We start from the raw sequence: 15,308 nt of genomic DNA, 5'->3' as shown, positions 1-15,308 counted from the left end.
TATCCTTACGGGCTTTCCCGCATTCCCGTCCCGATTGCCGATGTCCTGCCGCCTGCCCGAACGGATCGCCGCCACCTTCCTGCTCGCCAGCCTCGCCCTGCCCGCCCTTGCCCAGCATCCGGAAACCCTGAGCTGGTGCGACACCCTGGCCCAGCGCCTGCGGAGCGTGGAGGCGGAATCCTGCCGCAAGCTGGGCCTGGAGCCCGGCAACATGCGTTCGGTCCAGGGCCGGCCCCTGATGATCCGCGACGTGCCCGCCGCCCCCCTCAAGCTTTCCGCCCTCAAGACCAACACCGGCAAGCCGGTGCAGCAGCGGCCGGCGCGGATCTTCGTGATCGGCGGCATCCACGGGGACGAGCTCACCTCGGTCTCCATCGTCTTCCGCTGGATGGACTGGCTGGGAGAAGCCGAAGCCCGCCAGTACCACTGGCGCATCGCCCCCCTTTCCAATCCCGACGGGCTCCTGGCCCGGCCCTCCCGGCGCACCAACGGCAACGGGGTGGACCTGAACCGCAACTTCCCCACCCCGGACTGGTTTGCCGACGCCCTGCCCTACTGGAAGCAGCGCACCAAGGAAGACCCGCGCCGCTTCCCTGGCACCAAGCCCATGTCGGAACCGGAAACCCGCTGGCTGCACCAGGAAATCGAGCGCTTCAAGCCGGATGTGATCGTCTCCATCCACGCCCCCTACGGCATCCTCGACTATGACGGCCCGGCCCAGGAGCCCCGCCGCTTCGGCCGCCTCAACCTGAACCGGTTGGGGGTCTATCCCGGCTCCCTGGGCAATTTCGGCGGGGTACACAAGAACATTCCGGTCATCACCATCGAACTGCCCAACGCCACCGCCATGCCGGCCCCCAAGGAACAGCGCCAGATCTGGGACGACATGCTGGCCTGGATCAAGAAGCACATCGTGCCCCAGACCCTATCCTGAGCCATCCTGAGTTACCCTGGGTTCCCCTGAATTCCGGACCCCTTGCGAGGTTTTCCATGCGCCCCACCCTGTCCCGCCGCCCGGCCCCCCTGCTGGCGCTGCTGCTGGGCCCGCTGCTGGCCCAGCTCCCCGGTACTGCCCAGGCCGGCCAGGACTGGCTGATCGCCACCCCCAGGGCGGACATCCGCCCCGGCCAGCTGCTGGAACTGGAAGTCATCCCCCCCGACGGGGCCGGCCCCTGGCCCGAGCAGCTGGAACTCCAGCTGCACCGGTCAGACGGCAGCATCAGCCACCTGCCCCTGCAGGCGGCTGACCCGGGCACGCCCCAGCGGCGCCGCTACCAGGCCCGGCTGCCGGCCCAGCTCCAGGGCGTGCTGCGCGCCAGCCTGGCGCAGCAGCCCTCGAACCAGCTGGCCCTGCTGGCCGCACCAGCCCCGGAAACCACGCCGCCGCCCCGGGAAGACGCCCTGCAGCAGCTCAGCGGCCCGGCTCCCGCCCGGCCGGCAGCGCCCCTGGACCCGATCCCGGAGGACGAACCCGCCCTCTCGGCCCACGAACCCATGTACTTCGTCCTGGGCGGCCGGGAGGGCCTGGATGCCCGCTTCCAGCTCAGCTTCAAGTACCGGCTGTTCGACCGGGAATCCCTGCCCGCCCGGCTGCTGCCCCTGCTCGGGAGCATGCACCTGGGCTACACCCAGACCTCCCTCTGGGACCTGCACGGGGAATCCAAGCCCTTCCACGACACCAGCTACCGCCCCAGCCTGTTCTGGCAGGGCAAGCTGGAGCCGGCCCATGCCCTGCTGCCCGGCTACTGGCGCGGCGGCTACGAACACGAATCGAACGGCAAGGACGGGCTCAGTTCCCGCAGCATCGACACCCTGTTCATCCAGCCCGTGTGGCGGCGGGACCTGGCCGACGGCAGCAGCCTGATCTTCGCGCCCAAGTTCTACAACTATCTGGAAAAGGAAGACAACCCGGACATCGCCCGCTACCGGGGCCACGCGGACTGGATCCTGCGCTACGGCCACGAACGGGGCTGGATGCTGGGGGCCCGTCTGCGCCAGGGCACGGGCGGCTATGCCAGCGGCCAGCTGGACCTCTCCGTCCCCCTGCGGGAACCCCTGTTCAGCCGCACCGGCGGCTTCCTCCACTTCCAGCTCTTCAGCGGCTACGGGGAAAGCCTGCTGGACTACAACATCCGCCAGGACCCCACCCTGCGGGTCGGGTTTTCCATCGTCCGCTAGCCGCGGCTAGCGGCTGCTCACCGCCAGGAGCTCGGTCACGGGCAGGGGCAGCCCCTGGAAATGCACCGTGGGCGTGCCCTGGCAGAGCTGCTTGCTGATCACCGCCCGGTCCTGTTCGATCACCAGGCCGCTGTCCCGGTCCTTGACGTTGAACACCACGAAGCGGGTCCGGTCCATGGTGAAACGCAGGTAGCGCCCCGCCTTGCCCCTGTAGAACAGCTCCCCCTGGCTCACGTGGTGGCGGGGAAAGGAGGCTTCGGGCCAGACCAGCTCCACCGCCTCGGGCTGGCCATAGCGCAGCTGCAGGTAGCCGGCCGACTCGCTCAGGCCCCGGGAAGCGCACACCGACACCAGGCGTTTGCCCGTATGGCAGGCAAACAGCACCTGCTCCTGCTCCAGACACAGATCCTCGGCTGCCCATCCCCCCAGGGACCAGAGCAGCCCCGCCAGCAACAGCGGCAAGCGGCGCCCCATGCTAGTCCTCCTTCCCGGCGGCCCGGTCCAGGGCGCGCAGATGGGCCAGCTTGTCGGCGATCTTCGCCTCCAGCCCCCGGGGCACGGGCTGGTACCAGCCGGGTTCGCCCATGCCCTCGGGCAGGTAGTTTTCCCCGGCGGCGTAGGCCTCCGGCTCGTCATGGGCGTAGCGGTAGGTCTTACCGTAGCCCAGTTCCTTCATCAGTTTCGTCGGCGCATTGCGCAGGTGCTCGGGCACCGGGCGGGACTTGTCCTTGCCCACGAAAGCCCGGGCCGCGTTCCAGGCCATGTAGCCGGCATTGGACTTGGGTGCCACGGCCAGATAGATCACCGCCTGAGCCAGGGCCAGCTCCCCTTCCGGCGAGCCCAGCCGCTCGTAAGTGTCGGCCGCATCCAGAGCCACCCGGGCGGCCCGGGGATCGGCCAGACCGATGTCTTCCCAGGCCATGCGCACCAGGCGCCGGGCCAGGTAGCGGGGGTCGGCGCCCCCGTCCAGCATGCGGGCGAACCAGTACAGGGCCCCGTCCGGACTGGAGCCCCGCACCGACTTGTGCAGGGCGGAAATCTGGTCGTAGAAGGCATCGCCCCCCTTGTCAAAGCGGCGCAGGTTCTGGGCCAGGGCCGAGGCCACGAACTCCCCGTCGATGTCGCTGATGCGGGCCCCACGGGCGGCGATGCGCAGCTGCTCCAGCAGATTCAGGAGCTTACGGGCATCCCCGTCGGCCACGCCGATCAGGCGTTCCCTGGCCTCCCCGGCAAAATTCAGGTCGGCCAGGGCCCGCTCCCGGGCCCGGTCGAAGAGCTGGCCCAGCTCCGTTTCATTCAGGGGTTTGAGCACATACACGGCGGCCCGGGACAGGAGCGCCGAATTCACCTCGAAGGAGGGGTTCTCGGTGGTGGCGCCGATGAAGGTGATGGTGCCCGACTCCACATAGGGCAGAAAGGCGTCCTGCTGGGACTTGTTGAAGCGGTGCACTTCATCCACGAAGAGGATGGTGCGCCGCCCCAGGCGCTGGCTGGCCTCGGCCTGGGCCATGGCCTCGCGGATTTCCTTGACCCCGGAAAAGACGGCGGAAAGGGCGATGAATTCGCAGTCGAAACCATCGGCCATGAGCCGGGCCAGGGTGGTCTTGCCCACCCCCGGCGGCCCCCAGAAGATCATGGAATGGGGCTGGCGCGCCTCGAAGGCCAGCCGCAGGGGCTTGCCCGGCCCGAGCAGGTGCTGCTGCCCCACCACCTCGTCCAGGCTGGCCGGACGCAGCTGCTCCGCCAGGGGCTGAAAAGCGGACTTGGGCGGCTCGGCGGCGGCGAAGAGATCGGTCATGGCGGGCGGGGCAGACGGCGGGAGGGGCATCTTCAGAGAAATGCGGGGTTTTGGCAACCCGCTGGAGCACTCCGGACCCGGTGCCGGCCCCCAGGCAGCGACGCTGCCGCAGCGCAGGAAGTCGGCCCCGGCAGGCAGGCAAGGGCCGGACACTGCCCCTGTTTCAGACCAGCGCCGGGCTGCGGCGATTTGCCACTTTCCCCCCGCCCGGCCCATGGGCGGGGGGCTGCGACAACTTGTCGCATTCCCGGGGCATATCCCCGTGGATAGCATGCGCGCCCAACCGGGACTGGCTCCGCCAGCAGGCCGCCAGCAAGCGCTCCGCCCCGGGGGCCCATCAATCGAAATCTGGAATCCACTCATGAACACTGTTCCGACCCCAGGCAAATTCCCGGGCAAGCTGCGTCCCCTGGCCCTGTGCACCGCATCCGTCCTGAGCTGCCTGGCGCCCCTTGCCCAGGCCGAGCCGGGCGAATCCGAAGCGGTATTGCCGGTGGTCATTACCACGGCCACGCGTACCGAGATCAAGCTGGAAAATGCCCCGGGCAGCGTCTCGGTGGTCAGCCGCAAGGATATCGAGAACACGCCGCGAGCCAGCCTGAAGGAACTGGTGAGCGGCCTGGAAGGCGTGGTCACCGGGCAGCTGCGCGGCCAGTCCGACATGGTGCCGGGCATGTCGATCCGGGGCGTATCGGGCAGCGGCAGAACCATGGTGCTGGTGGACGGCGTCCCCATTTCCACCAGTTATGCCGGGGAAAACCAGGTGCTGGGCGGCGTCAATGTGGAGGACCTGCAGCAGGTGGAAGTGGTGCGCGGCCCCTTCTCCAGCCTGTATGGCAGCAGCGCCATGGGCGGGGTCATCAACTTCGTCACGGCCATGCCCGACAAGGAGGAATACCGGGCCAGCTTCGGCTACGGGGAGGCCTTCGAGGATGGACGCGCCCAGAAGGCCCTGATGCGCGGCTATCTCTCGGCCGCGAAAAAGTTCAACGATGTCCTCAAGGTGAAGGTTTCCTACGGCTGGATGAACTCGGACGGCTATCGCTCCGACATGGTCATGTCCACCGGGAACCCGAACGTGGGCGGCGTCACCGGGGCGGAGCGCGTCAGCAGCCCCACCGGGGGCATCCGTTACCTGGTCGGCAACACCGGCCGGGGCGAACAGGAAAAGCAGGACCTGGGAATTCGCGCCGAACTGCAGGCCACGGATCGGGACAGCGTCCATTTTTCCTATACCCGCTCCAACATCCACAACCAGTATCAGGACCCCGAATCGCAGCTCCGCGACAGCGCGGGCAAGACCCTTTATGGCACCACGGTGGTGCCGGTATCCAGCTTCTCGAGCAGCATCAACGACATGACCAACGAGGTGGCGACACTGGGGTGGAAGCACCGCTTCGCCAACTCCCGCCTGTCGCTCCGGTATGCCGGAATCCGGGTGGACGAGTGGTACACCACCGCCAACCGGACCGTCCAGGCCGGGGCAACCAGCCCCCTGGATGGCGGCGCCGGGGTGCTCACCCCCCGCTATTCCGAGAATCATCTCTTCGACGCGCTGCTCGAACAGCCCCTGGGGGACACCATCCTCCTGCTCGGAACCCAGCTCAAGACCACCAAGAGCGTTGCGGACACCTACAACCTCGGCAACTACACCCAGGAAGGCAGCAGAACGGGCGGCAAGACCACCACTTCCGGCGGACAGGAGCGCGTCATTGCCCTGTTTGGCGACTGGCAGATTCCGGTCAGCAGCAAACTGTCCGCCTCTCTGGGGGCCCGCTATGAAAACTGGCATTTCCACGACGGCTTCACCTATGACCGGAGCACCCCGGCCAATGCCGCCAACCCGGCCCTGAACAAGGCCCATCCCTCCAGCACCAAGGACAACATCTCCCCCAAGCTGACCCTGGGCTATCAGCTGCTGGAACGGACCATGCTCAAATCCTCCTGGGGCACCGCCTTCAATGCCCCCAACATCCGGGACCTGACGCGGAACTACTCGCGCAACGTCGGCGGCGTGACGACGACCTATCAGGGCAACCCCAATCTGAAACCCGAAACCAGCCAGACCATAGACCTGGGTATCGAGCAGGGTACGGCCAACCAGGGGCTGATGAAGGCCTATGTCTTCCAGACCGAAATCTCCGACATGCACTCGACCATGACCACCGTGGTCAACTCCACCACCAGCGTCGTGGACCGGGTCAATGTGGGCAAGGCCAGAATCCGCGGCCTGGAACTGGCCTTGACGCAACCGCTCACCCCCTCCCTGCGGCTCATGGCCAACTACACCCACCTGGACACGAAGATTCTCAGCAACAAGGGCGATCCGGCCTCGGAAGGCAAGCAGCTGACTTCCGTGCCCCGCCACATGGCCAACCTGGCCCTCAACTACGATGATTCCCGCTACTTCGGCACCCTGGCCTACCAGTACGCTTCATCCCGCTATTTCAACTCCGACAACTCCGATGACGTGCGCGGGGTCTATGGTTCCTACGACGCCTATCGTCTGGTGCATGCCAAGCTCGGCTACCACGTCAATCGCAACCTGGATCTCAGCCTCGCCATTTCCAACCTGACCGACGAGCGCTACTACAACTCGGTACTCACCGAAGGGCGCGCCTGGTTTGCCCAGGCCAGCCTGAAATTCTGATCCCGCCGGCCGCAGAGCCCGGCCTGCCCTCCTGCCCGACTCCCGGGAAGAAAACGACAGGCCCCGGGCTTCATGGGTTTTCCTGGGAGCGGGAAGGATAGGCGGGCAGGGTTTCGATGCGGGTATCGGGCACCGGCGCCCCGACGGTGAAGTGGTAGATGCTCTGCCAGCGGGCGTCCTGAAGGCCCAGGGTCTGGCGCACCGGTTCGTCGAAGAAACAGCCGATGCCGGTGCCGCGCACCCCGGCGGCTTCGGCCTCCAGGTACAGGGCCTGGCCGATCAGCCCCGCTTCCCGCAGCAGGCGGCGATAGGCATGGCCTTCCGGGCCCAGGCGGGAAAAGTCGGCCAGCATGGCCAGGGAAAAGGCACTGGTGGAGGCGATGTCCTGGTGGCAGGAAAGGGCCCGGGCCAGGCGCTGGAGCTCCTGCAGCTCCAGCCCGGCCAGCAGTTCCAGGCCCAGCTGGGCCGGGCAGTCAGGGTCCAGTTCCGGCACCGGCCGGTGGCCGGCAAAGCGTCCATCGCCGGCGGCCAGCTCCGCCAGCAGCTCGGTCCCGCTCCGGGGTTCCCGGGGCAGCAGGTAGAAGCCGGGCGGCAGGCCCCGGACCCGTTGCACGAAGAGCAGCAGATGCACGGCCGGGGCGGCCTCCTGGCCCAGGAAAGGCGCCCGGGCCCGGGGCAGGAGGGCATCCAGGATGCGGTAGAAGTCCGGCGCCGCCAGGGACTGGCGCGGGTCGAAGCGCTGGGCGCTGCGGCGCTGGCGGATCAATGCGGCAGCGCCCGGCCCCGGGCCGGGAATGCGGGGAACGGCCCCGGAGCCCGGGCCGGGAATCGCGACTGGAGCCCCTGCCCCCGGGCCGGAAAGCACGACGGCGACCTCGGACTCCGGGTCGGAACTTGGGCTGAAATCCGGGCCAGAATCCGGTAAGCGAGGCGGCAGCGCCTCCCCTGCCCCGCCGGAAATCCCATGATCGGGAGCGCGGCTGGCGGCGGCGGCTGCGGTGATCACCGGCCAGCGGTAGCCGGGCGCCGGATCCACCCGGCTGGGGCGGCCCTGCCAGAGGGCTCCCTCCAGCCAGGCTGGCCAGTCCCCGGGCGGCGCCTCCAGCCCCGGGCCCTGGAGGGCCAGCAGGATTTCCGGCTCCTCCGCCTCCGTGTAGGCCAGCCGCTCCGGGGGAAAGTCCGCTTCCCGGTCCAGCCCCAGCAGGCTGGCCAGGGTGCCTCCGGGACAGGCCAGGGGCGCCAGGCGCCAGCCCAGCAGGGCGGCGGCGTAACCCAGGGCGCCGATGCCGTGCCCCACATCCAGCTGGCAGTAGCGGAAGGCCCGCTCCCCGTATTTCCAGGCCTCGCGCCACATGACGCTGCTCAGGCCGATGGCGAGCCAGGGCCGGGCCGGCGGGCCTTGCACCCGGGCCCGGGTTTCCAGCACATGTTCCCGGGGCTCGTAGTGATGCACCCCGTCGGCCACCCCGGGCAGGCCGGCGCAGAGCAGATAGGCTTCCAGGGGATGCAGGTTGCCCGAGGAGGGATTGCAGCGCAGGGCCCAGCGGTTGCCACCCCAGCTTTTCCAGGCGGAAATGCCGAAGCTCAGCTCCAGCAAGGCGCCCAGGCTGTGCAGGTCGGGGAGGACCGGCGACGGGTGCGGCTGGTCCAGGGTAGCGAAGGGGCGTTCGTAACGGTCCCCGGTCAGGGGCAGGGAAAGCCGGGGCGCCCCGGCATAGTGGCGGAAGGGATCGGGCTGGGCGTCCCAGTCCAGCTGCCCGGGCCCCTCGGCGTAGGCCTCGAAATGGTGCCGGGTACGCTGGTGGTAGGCCAGCAGGGGGGAGGCTTGTGGGAAATCCGACATGAAACGGCCTTGGTTGGAGGGGTGAATCCCCATTGGACCGCCAGCAGCAAGGGACGTGCCCGGATTTTTCCGGCGCTTCGCCCCTGGCATCATCCCTGCATGGCCGGAGAAAACCCCAGGAGCCCTGCCATGACACAGCCAGCCTACCTATGCATCCCGGGCGCCGAAGCCGCCCGCCTGATCCGGGACGAACCCGGCCTCACCCTCTTTGACGTGCGCGACGCCCGGAGCTACCGGAGCGGCCACGCCCCGGGAGCCGCCCATCTGGATGAAACCCGGCTGGCCGCCTGGATGCAGCGCCTGCCCCGGGAAAACCCGGTGCTCATCTATTGCTACCAGGGCCAGAGCAGCCAGGCCTATGCGCGCATGTTCGCGGACTTCCGCTACAGCCGGGTGTACAGCGTAGACGGCGGCTACCCGGCCCTGCTCGCCGCCCTGGCGGCCGACGCATGAAGCAGGAACAGGTGGCGGCCTGGCTGGCCGCCCATCCCCTGGAGCCCGGCGAGGTGGATTGCGCCACTGCAGTGATGCTGAAGATCCTGGACGGCAAGTGCAAGATGGCACCCGGAGAAAAGGAGCGCATGACGGCCCTTTACGACGCCCTGGAGGTGCAGCGCGGCCAGACCCCGGGCCTGCGCTTCGGGGTGGAGCTGCATGCCCTGATCGCCCGGGCCCGCCAGACGGCGGACGACAGCCTGAAGGAGCTGCTCTACGAGCGCCGGGTCCTGGCCGAAAGCGCCATTTCCCGCCCGGTCATGAAGGCCTTCAAGGCGCGGCTGCGGACCCAGGGCCTGCTGCCGGAACAGGAGGCCGACGCGGGACTGGAGCCCTGACAGGGCGGCGCGGCCTGGCCTCCCGGCGGCCCGTTTCAGCCCCCCCAGCACACCTCAGCCCTCTGCGGACCTCAGCCCCCGGGCGCACCTAGCCCTCTGCCGCCCTGCCCTCCCCGGCCGCCGGGCTGCTCCAGCGCTCGCGCCGCCATTTTTCCCTTTCCCCGTTGCCGCAGAAGGTCCAGGCCACCACCCGGCTCTGTTTCTGCCCCTGGGCCATGGGCAGGATGCGCGACTCCACCACCCGGGCCTGCTTCAGGGCCGCCTCGATGGGCACCAGGTTGTCGGCCTTGGAAACCAGGGTGGTGAACCACAGCACCCGCTTCGGAATCCGGGCGCTTTCCTCGATCATGGTCCTGATGAAGGCCCGCTCGCCCCCTTCGCACCAGAGCTCGGTGCCGCCGCCGCCAAAGTTGAGGCGGGGCTGGGCCGCCCCCCGCTTCGCCCCCGGCTTGCCCAGCTGGTTCCACTTGCGCTGGCTGACCGCCAGCACCTCGTCGGGAGAGCCATGAAAGGGCGGATTGCACAGGGAAAAGTCGAAACGCTCCCCGGAGCGCAGGATGCCGGTGAAGATATGCTCCCACACCGGCTGGTGGCGCAGCTCGATGGCCGCGGCAGCAGCGGGATTCTTCGCCAGGATTTTCCCGCCATTGGCCAGGGCCGCCGCGTCGATGTCCACGCCCAGAAAGGACCAGCCGTATTCGGCCTGACCGATAAGGGGATACACCAGGTTGGCGCCGGTGCCGATGTCCAGCCCGCGCAGGCCGGGGCCGGTGGGTATGTGCTGCTTGTTGCAGCTGGCCAGCAGGTCGGCCAGCACATGCAGGTAATCGGCCCGGCCGGGAATCGGCGGGCACAGGTAACCCTGGGGAATGTCCCAGCCCTGGATGCCGTAGTGGTGCAGCAGCAGGGCCCGGTTCAGGGCCTTGACCGCCGCCGGGTTGGCGAAATCCAGGGTCGGCGTCCCGGCCGGGCTGGTTTTCAGGTACTTGGCGAGGGCCGCCGAGGTGGCGCACAGGGCGGCCAGGTCATAGCCGTCGGCATTCTTGTTGCGCGGGTGCATGGGGGAGGTTTCCGGAAACGGGGGGCAATTGTCCCATGTGTCGCAAGCCCGACAAAGGTGCAGGCGGGCAATCCATTGTTTTCCATGGACTTTCCATGAGAACCAGGAAGGCATGAAACTGGCTTTCCCCGCTCCATCGCCCTCCGGAAGCCGCACCGATGAAGCTGCAGATCGATCGTCCCCACGCCGAAGCCATGCTGCAGGCCTTTCCCCGCCTGGAGTTCCTGCGAGAACAGCTGCGCTTTGGCAACCGGGTGGAAATCCCCTTCGCGGCGCTCCAGGCCGGGGAGCTGGACCTGCTGCAGCAACGCTATGAAAAAGGCAACGGGGAGGAGCGGGCCCGGGCCGCCCAGATCGCCACCCTGCGCCAGGCACTGGCCACTCCGGGACACCGGTTCCAGGCCGAGGAGCTGGAAATGGCGGTGCCAGCCATCGCCCGCTACCTGGCCGAGGACGCCACCCGGGGCTGGCTGTTTTCCGCAGCGATCACCGGCAAGCCCCTGGCCTGGGTGGTGGCGCGGCTGGACTACACGCCCCCGTCCGAAGAGGAAAGCGGCCGGATTCACCTGGAGCTAAAGGCCAACTCCCGGGCCCGCATGGCGGCGGTGACCCTGCGCATTTCCGGCCCCGACATCGCCGGCCGCAGTGTGGCCGAACTCCTCGCCGCCAAGGGCTACGTCAAGGAGACCCCGGCCCTCCTGGCCAGCTACGAAGAAAACGCGGCCCGCTACTTCGACTGGCGGGCCCGCTACGGGGCCCAGTTTTCCGGCACCGGCACCGGCTGGTTTGCCGAGAACCCGAACGCCACCCACCGGGATACCGACTACGCCCGCAAGGATCAGGTGATCCTCTCCTCCACCGGCAGCCCGGCGCGGCTGGTAAACGACGAGGGCATCCTGGGTGAGCGGGTGCTGAGCATGGACGCCACCGGCGACATCCTGGCCAGGTTCGTGCGCCGGGTGCAGCGCAACGCCCGGCTCTCGGGCAAGGAAGAGGCGGAGGTGGAAGACACCCGGGACGGCATCGCCAAGGGCCTGTTCACCGAACTGCCCGTGCATTTCTACATCCTCATGTTCCACCTGGACCTGCACCACTACGTCTGGGTGCATGTGGACGACATGGCACCCTACGCCTACCAGCCGGAATTGAAGGACAAGCTGGTGCTGCCGCCGGAACAGACCGACCTGATCGATATCCTCACCGCCGAGATGGACGTGCTGATGGACGACATCGTCGCCGGCAAGTCGGGCGGCACCACGGTGCTCTGCGCCGGGCCACCGGGGGTGGGCAAGACGCTCACTGCCGAGGTGTACTCGGAGATCATCCGGCGGCCCCTCTACCGGGTGCACTCCGGCCAGCTCGGCCTCAATGTGGCGGAGATGGAAAAGACGCTGAAGGAGGTGCTGACCCGCGCCCAGCGCTGGGGCGCGGTGATGCTCATCGACGAGGCCGACGTGTACATCAAGCGGCGCGACGACAACATCACCATGAACGCGGTGGTCGGCGTCTTCCTGCGGGTGCTGGAATATTTCAACGGGCTCCTGTTCCTCACCACCAACCGGGTCGATGACATCGACGAAGCCATCGTCTCCCGCTGCATCGCCCTGATCCGCTTTCATCCCCCCAGCCGGGATGACCGGCTGCGGATCTGGGCCGTCATGGCCGCACAGTTCGGCCTGGAAATCGCCCCGGCGCTGCTCCAGCGCCTGCCCGACATCTTCCCCCAGGCCTCGGGCCGGGACATCAAGGGCCTGGCCAAGCTGAGCGCCAAATACTGCAACCAGAAACAGCTGCCCCCCACGGAAGAGGTGTTCCGCCGCTGCGCCATGTTCCGGGCCCTGGAACAGGCCTGACGCCCCCGGCTTGGGCATTGGCGCCCCAGGGCCTAGAATGCCGGCTTTGCCCCACTGCCGGTTGCCCATGTCCAAGGCTGCGCCCCCCATCCCCGAAATCCGCCCGGAACAGTCCATCGAACTGCTCAAGGCCCTGCACATCCTGACCCGGGACGGCAAACTCAACCAGGACACCCGGCGCAAGCTGAAGCAGGTGTACCACCTCTACAACTTCATCGAACCCCTGCTCGCCGAACTGGCCGCCGACGGCCAGGACTACTGCGTCGCCGATCACGGCGCCGGCAAATCCTACCTGGGCTTCATCCTCTACGACCTGTTCCTCAAGGCCAGGGAGCAGGGCCACATCCACGGCATCGAAACCCGGCCGGAACTGGTGCAGAAATCCCGGGAACTGGCGGAAAAACTCGGCTTTGCCCGCATGGGCTTCCTCAACCTGAGCGTCGAGGAATCCATCGCCACCCCGGAACTGCCGGCCCAGGTGGACCTGGTCACCGCCCTGCACGCCTGCAACACCGCCACCGACGACGCCATCCGCTTCGCCCTGGCCAAGCAGGCCCGCTTCATCGTGCTGGTCCCCTGCTGCCAGGCCGAAGTGGCCGCCACCCTGCGGCAGCACAAGAACGAATCCTTCAGCAAAACCCCCCTCTCTGAACTCTGGCGCCACCCCATCCACACCCGGGAATTCGGCAGCCACCTGACCAACGTGCTGCGCTGCCTGCTGCTGCAGGCCCGGGGCTACCAGGTGACGGTAACGGAACTGGTGGGCTGGGAACACTCCATGAAGAACGAGCTGATCATCGCCAGCAAAACCGGCGGCCCCCGCCGGGACGCCCGGGAACGGGCCGAAGCCATCCTGCAGGAACTGAACCTGGAAAGCCTGCGGCACCGGTTCATCTACTGACAAGCCCCCCCCGCCCACCCCAGGGCGGCACCAGCCCGAAAACCCCACCCCGCCAGGCCCTCCCTGGCAACGCACCCACTCGACATAAGAACGCGCCATCCTTATGCTGTCGCGCTAGCGGCAAATCACGCCCCGAAGACGCCCCGGCAAAGTCGCGGATTGATTTGCTTCCGTGTCATACCCAGCGTAAATAAAACCCTTCACCCATGACCAGGAGCTCTGGAGGCATCATGTTCCCCAGCGTATACGGCGGCAAACCAGAATGGATGGCGATGACGCCGCATATCCCCGCAGCACGCCATGTTCTGCCGCCATCTATCCTTGGAAATAATTCGTCCCCCATTCCAAAGCCACACAGCCGCCAGACTGCACCTGAAACATCGGCAAGGATGGATGGCAGCACGGCGGAATCTGCATCAATAATGAAATCGACTTTACGTTAGCCTCAGCAAGAGTTATTCGGAGAAAAATTGTGCATAGAATCGTCGCTGCGTTACTACGCGATTTTGTAGATAGCTACCAACTCCAAGAAATGGACGAGGCTGATCAATTTGAGCGCCTAGTAAATCATTGTGTAGTGACCCCGGAGGTCGTCGAAAGCTATGATTTGGCTGATATAACAACAACTACCGGAGATGACGGGCTAGACGGCGTTGCAGTAATAATCGATCAAGAAGTTATGCTTTCCCGTGAAGACTGCGAAGAGATATTAGCTGATGGAAGACGAAATCATGACGCGAAGGTAATTCTTGTCCAAGCAAAGACTTCCGAAAACATCGATTTAGGCGAAATTTTGAAGTTCCATGCCGCAATAGAAAGATTTTGCCACAACTTCAGAGATGCGCCAAAGGACGCGATTGAAGCTAATGCCAAGGATGTCTACATGGCTGCGGTAGATAAGGCCGGGTCTATTCGCGACGGAAAATTGGGTCTTGTTATTCGGTTTTCCTACACCGGAAGATATCTAGCGCCAGAGGAAGTCGAGCGGGCAAAGACTGAGCTAATAGCCAGACTTGTTGACGAGGGATACTTTTCTTCGGTTGATTACGAAATTCTTGATAGAGAGGGTATCGGGCGCGCGTTTCAAATGACGGCTGCGCCTATTGAAGCAAGAGTGGATGCATTTTCGGTAGCCGCATTGCCAAACATCGCGGGTGTTGAGGAAGCGTATCTCGCGGTGGTGCCAGCGAAGAAGTTTGTAGACAATATGCTCTCCGATGAAACGGGGCGGCTTCGAATGCACGTATTCGAAGAAAACGTAAGAGCATTTCTTGGGCCAGACAACCCTGTCAATAGCGCAATTGGGGAAACAATTAGAAGTGATGAATCGCATTCGCGTTTCCCTGTTTTAAATAATGGGATCACGATTGTTAGTCCGGATGTCAGGGTTCAAGGGTTGAGCATTACATTCGTTGATTTTCAAATCGTTAACGGTTGTCAAACATCGAATGTTCTGTGGATTAATAAGGATAACCTTAGTGATGACATGATGGTTTCTTTAAAGGTTATTGAGACTGATAGCGAAGACGTTTTCACGGACTTAGTGCGCGCAACCAATAGCCAAACAAAGATTGATGACGACCAATTTCTTTCTCTACAACCTGTCGCGCGCAGGATTGAAACGTATTTCAATTCTTTCACCGAGGATGAAAACCGTCTCTATTTCGAACGTAGAGATAGGCAATACGTGGGCCAAGGCGTTCCTGGTGTAAAGGTATTCGATCTAAAAATTCTCGCACGCTGCGTTTCTGCCGTGTACCTTGATCGGCCCGATCTTTCATACCGTTTTCCGCGAAAAATATTTTCTGACAGAAGCATATCTAGCACCGCATTTAGCGAAGAAAATCGAGAAATTATTTATTATACAAGCTGTTTGGTGTACTACAGAATGGCGATGCTGTTCAGTAATAAACAGATTCCGCCGGAGGCGCGAAGATTTAAATGGCATATTATGTCGCTGCTGTCACATAGAATTGCTGGCTCACCCCGCCCGGCGTTACGAAACAGGAAGATTGAGCAGTGGTCACAAAAAATCATAGATATGGTGATTGATAAGCCAAGAGAGTTTAAGGCGTTGGTTCTTGCATGCTGCGAAACATATCGTGATCTAGGCGAAGTAAGCGAAGATCGCTTAAAGCGACAGTCGATTTATGAGCAAGTACTCAGAGCAGAAGGCTAACAACGCCATCCAC

The 15,308-nt window shown here is 65.1% G+C and carries 12 protein-coding genes; 8 read left to right on the top strand and 4 right to left on the bottom strand.

Translation table 11 applies throughout. The features are described 5' to 3' along the window. Window positions 1-40 precede the first annotated feature (40 nt). Together G474_RS19725 and G474_RS0105750 are read left to right on the top strand one after the other, a co-directional pair. Window positions 41-934, top strand: a complete 894-nt coding sequence (locus G474_RS19725; protein ID WP_051281932.1) for a M14 family murein peptide amidase A — start codon at window positions 41-43, stop codon at window positions 932-934. Window positions 935-990: 56 nt separating this feature from the next. After that, complete coding sequence (locus G474_RS0105750; RefSeq protein WP_051281929.1) at window positions 991-2,178, top strand: phospholipase A; 1,188 nt, start codon at window positions 991-993, stop codon at window positions 2,176-2,178. Window positions 2,179-2,184: 6 nt separating this feature from the next. Here the strand turns inward: G474_RS0105750 and G474_RS21895 are convergent, their stop codons facing one another. Beyond that, window positions 2,185-2,652 carry a hypothetical protein gene (locus G474_RS21895; protein WP_026686143.1) on the bottom strand — a complete coding sequence of 156 codons (468 nt, stop codon included), beginning with the start codon at window positions 2,650-2,652 and terminating at the stop codon, window positions 2,185-2,187. A 1-nt stretch (window position 2,653) separates the two neighbouring features. Continuing rightward, window positions 2,654-3,976, bottom strand: coding sequence for a replication-associated recombination protein A (locus tag G474_RS0105740; RefSeq protein WP_026686142.1), 1,323 nt, complete (start codon window positions 3,974-3,976; stop codon window positions 2,654-2,656). A gap of 361 nt (window positions 3,977-4,337) precedes the next feature. Here G474_RS0105740 and G474_RS0105735 point away from each other — a divergent pair, with 361 nt between their 5' ends. Beyond that, complete coding sequence (locus G474_RS0105735; RefSeq protein ID WP_026686141.1) at window positions 4,338-6,626, top strand: TonB-dependent receptor; 2,289 nt, start codon at window positions 4,338-4,340, stop codon at window positions 6,624-6,626. A gap of 70 nt (window positions 6,627-6,696) precedes the next feature. Here G474_RS0105735 and G474_RS0105730 read toward each other — a convergent pair whose 3' ends face one another. Beyond that, window positions 6,697-8,469, bottom strand: coding sequence for a SagB/ThcOx family dehydrogenase (locus G474_RS0105730; RefSeq protein ID WP_043463408.1), 1,773 nt, complete (start codon window positions 8,467-8,469; stop codon window positions 6,697-6,699). A gap of 129 nt (window positions 8,470-8,598) precedes the next feature. Between G474_RS0105730 and G474_RS23205 the strand changes: the two genes are divergently transcribed. Next, on the top strand, window positions 8,599-8,922 hold the full coding sequence (locus G474_RS23205) for a thiosulfate sulfurtransferase GlpE (RefSeq protein ID WP_026686139.1): 324 nt from the start codon (window positions 8,599-8,601) through the stop codon (window positions 8,920-8,922). Next, window positions 8,919-9,302: a hypothetical protein gene (locus G474_RS0105720; RefSeq protein ID WP_026686138.1), complete on the top strand. Its 384-nt coding sequence runs from the start codon at window positions 8,919-8,921 to the stop codon at window positions 9,300-9,302. The genes G474_RS23205 and G474_RS0105720 overlap by 4 nt, the downstream gene beginning before the upstream one ends. An 88-nt stretch (window positions 9,303-9,390) precedes the next feature. Here the strand turns inward: G474_RS0105720 and rlmF are convergent, their stop codons facing one another. Then, a complete protein-coding gene (rlmF, locus tag G474_RS19715; RefSeq protein ID WP_051281927.1) occupies window positions 9,391-10,362 on the bottom strand; it encodes a 23S rRNA (adenine(1618)-N(6))-methyltransferase RlmF in 972 nt (323 codons plus the stop codon). Between the two features lie 158 nt (window positions 10,363-10,520). Between rlmF and G474_RS0105710 the strand changes: the two genes are divergently transcribed. The 3 genes from G474_RS0105710 (at window position 10,521) to G474_RS22440 (ending at window position 15,295) form a co-directional block, all read left to right on the top strand. Further along, entirely contained in the window at window positions 10,521-12,215 is a 1,695-nt protein-coding gene (locus G474_RS0105710; protein ID WP_026686137.1) for an AAA family ATPase, read from the top strand. A 67-nt stretch (window positions 12,216-12,282) separates the two neighbouring features. Further along, entirely contained in the window at window positions 12,283-13,116 is an 834-nt protein-coding gene (locus tag G474_RS0105705; RefSeq protein ID WP_026686136.1) for a class I SAM-dependent methyltransferase, read from the top strand. Window positions 13,117-13,588: 472 nt separating this feature from the next. Then, a complete protein-coding gene (locus G474_RS22440; protein WP_156919165.1) occupies window positions 13,589-15,295 on the top strand; it encodes an AIPR family protein in 1,707 nt (568 codons plus the stop codon). Window positions 15,296-15,308 lie beyond the last annotated feature (13 nt).

The sequence above is a fragment of the Azovibrio restrictus DSM 23866 genome (genome assembly GCF_000429665.1).
Taxonomy (GTDB): Bacteria; Pseudomonadota; Gammaproteobacteria; order Burkholderiales; family Rhodocyclaceae; genus Azovibrio; species Azovibrio restrictus.
Note: the sequence above shows the minus strand (reverse complement) of the source record. Positions and strands in the feature narration are given on the sequence as shown.

Excerpts from the sequence above, each read along its gene's own strand:
- G474_RS0105740 (WP_026686142.1), bottom strand. The coding sequence starts at position 3,976 with ATGACCGATCTCTTCGCCGCCGCCGAGCCGCCCAAGTCCGCTTTTCAG.
- G474_RS0105750 (WP_051281929.1), top strand. The coding sequence starts at position 991 with ATGCGCCCCACCCTGTCCCGCCGCCCGGCCCCCCTGCTGGCGCTGCTG.
- rlmF (WP_051281927.1), bottom strand. The coding sequence starts at position 10,362 with ATGCACCCGCGCAACAAGAATGCCGACGGCTATGACCTGGCCGCCCTG.
- G474_RS0105705 (WP_026686136.1), top strand. The coding sequence starts at position 12,283 with ATGTCCAAGGCTGCGCCCCCCATCCCCGAAATCCGCCCGGAACAGTCC.
- G474_RS0105730 (WP_043463408.1), bottom strand. The coding sequence starts at position 8,469 with ATGTCGGATTTCCCACAAGCCTCCCCCCTGCTGGCCTACCACCAGCGT.
- G474_RS0105735 (WP_026686141.1), top strand. The coding sequence starts at position 4,338 with ATGAACACTGTTCCGACCCCAGGCAAATTCCCGGGCAAGCTGCGTCCC.
- G474_RS21895 (WP_026686143.1), bottom strand. The coding sequence starts at position 2,652 with ATGGGGCGCCGCTTGCCGCTGTTGCTGGCGGGGCTGCTCTGGTCCCTG.
- G474_RS0105710 (WP_026686137.1), top strand. The coding sequence starts at position 10,521 with ATGAAGCTGCAGATCGATCGTCCCCACGCCGAAGCCATGCTGCAGGCC.
- G474_RS0105720 (WP_026686138.1), top strand. The coding sequence starts at position 8,919 with ATGAAGCAGGAACAGGTGGCGGCCTGGCTGGCCGCCCATCCCCTGGAG.
- G474_RS23205 (WP_026686139.1), top strand. The coding sequence starts at position 8,599 with ATGACACAGCCAGCCTACCTATGCATCCCGGGCGCCGAAGCCGCCCGC.
- G474_RS19725 (WP_051281932.1), top strand. The coding sequence starts at position 41 with ATGTCCTGCCGCCTGCCCGAACGGATCGCCGCCACCTTCCTGCTCGCC.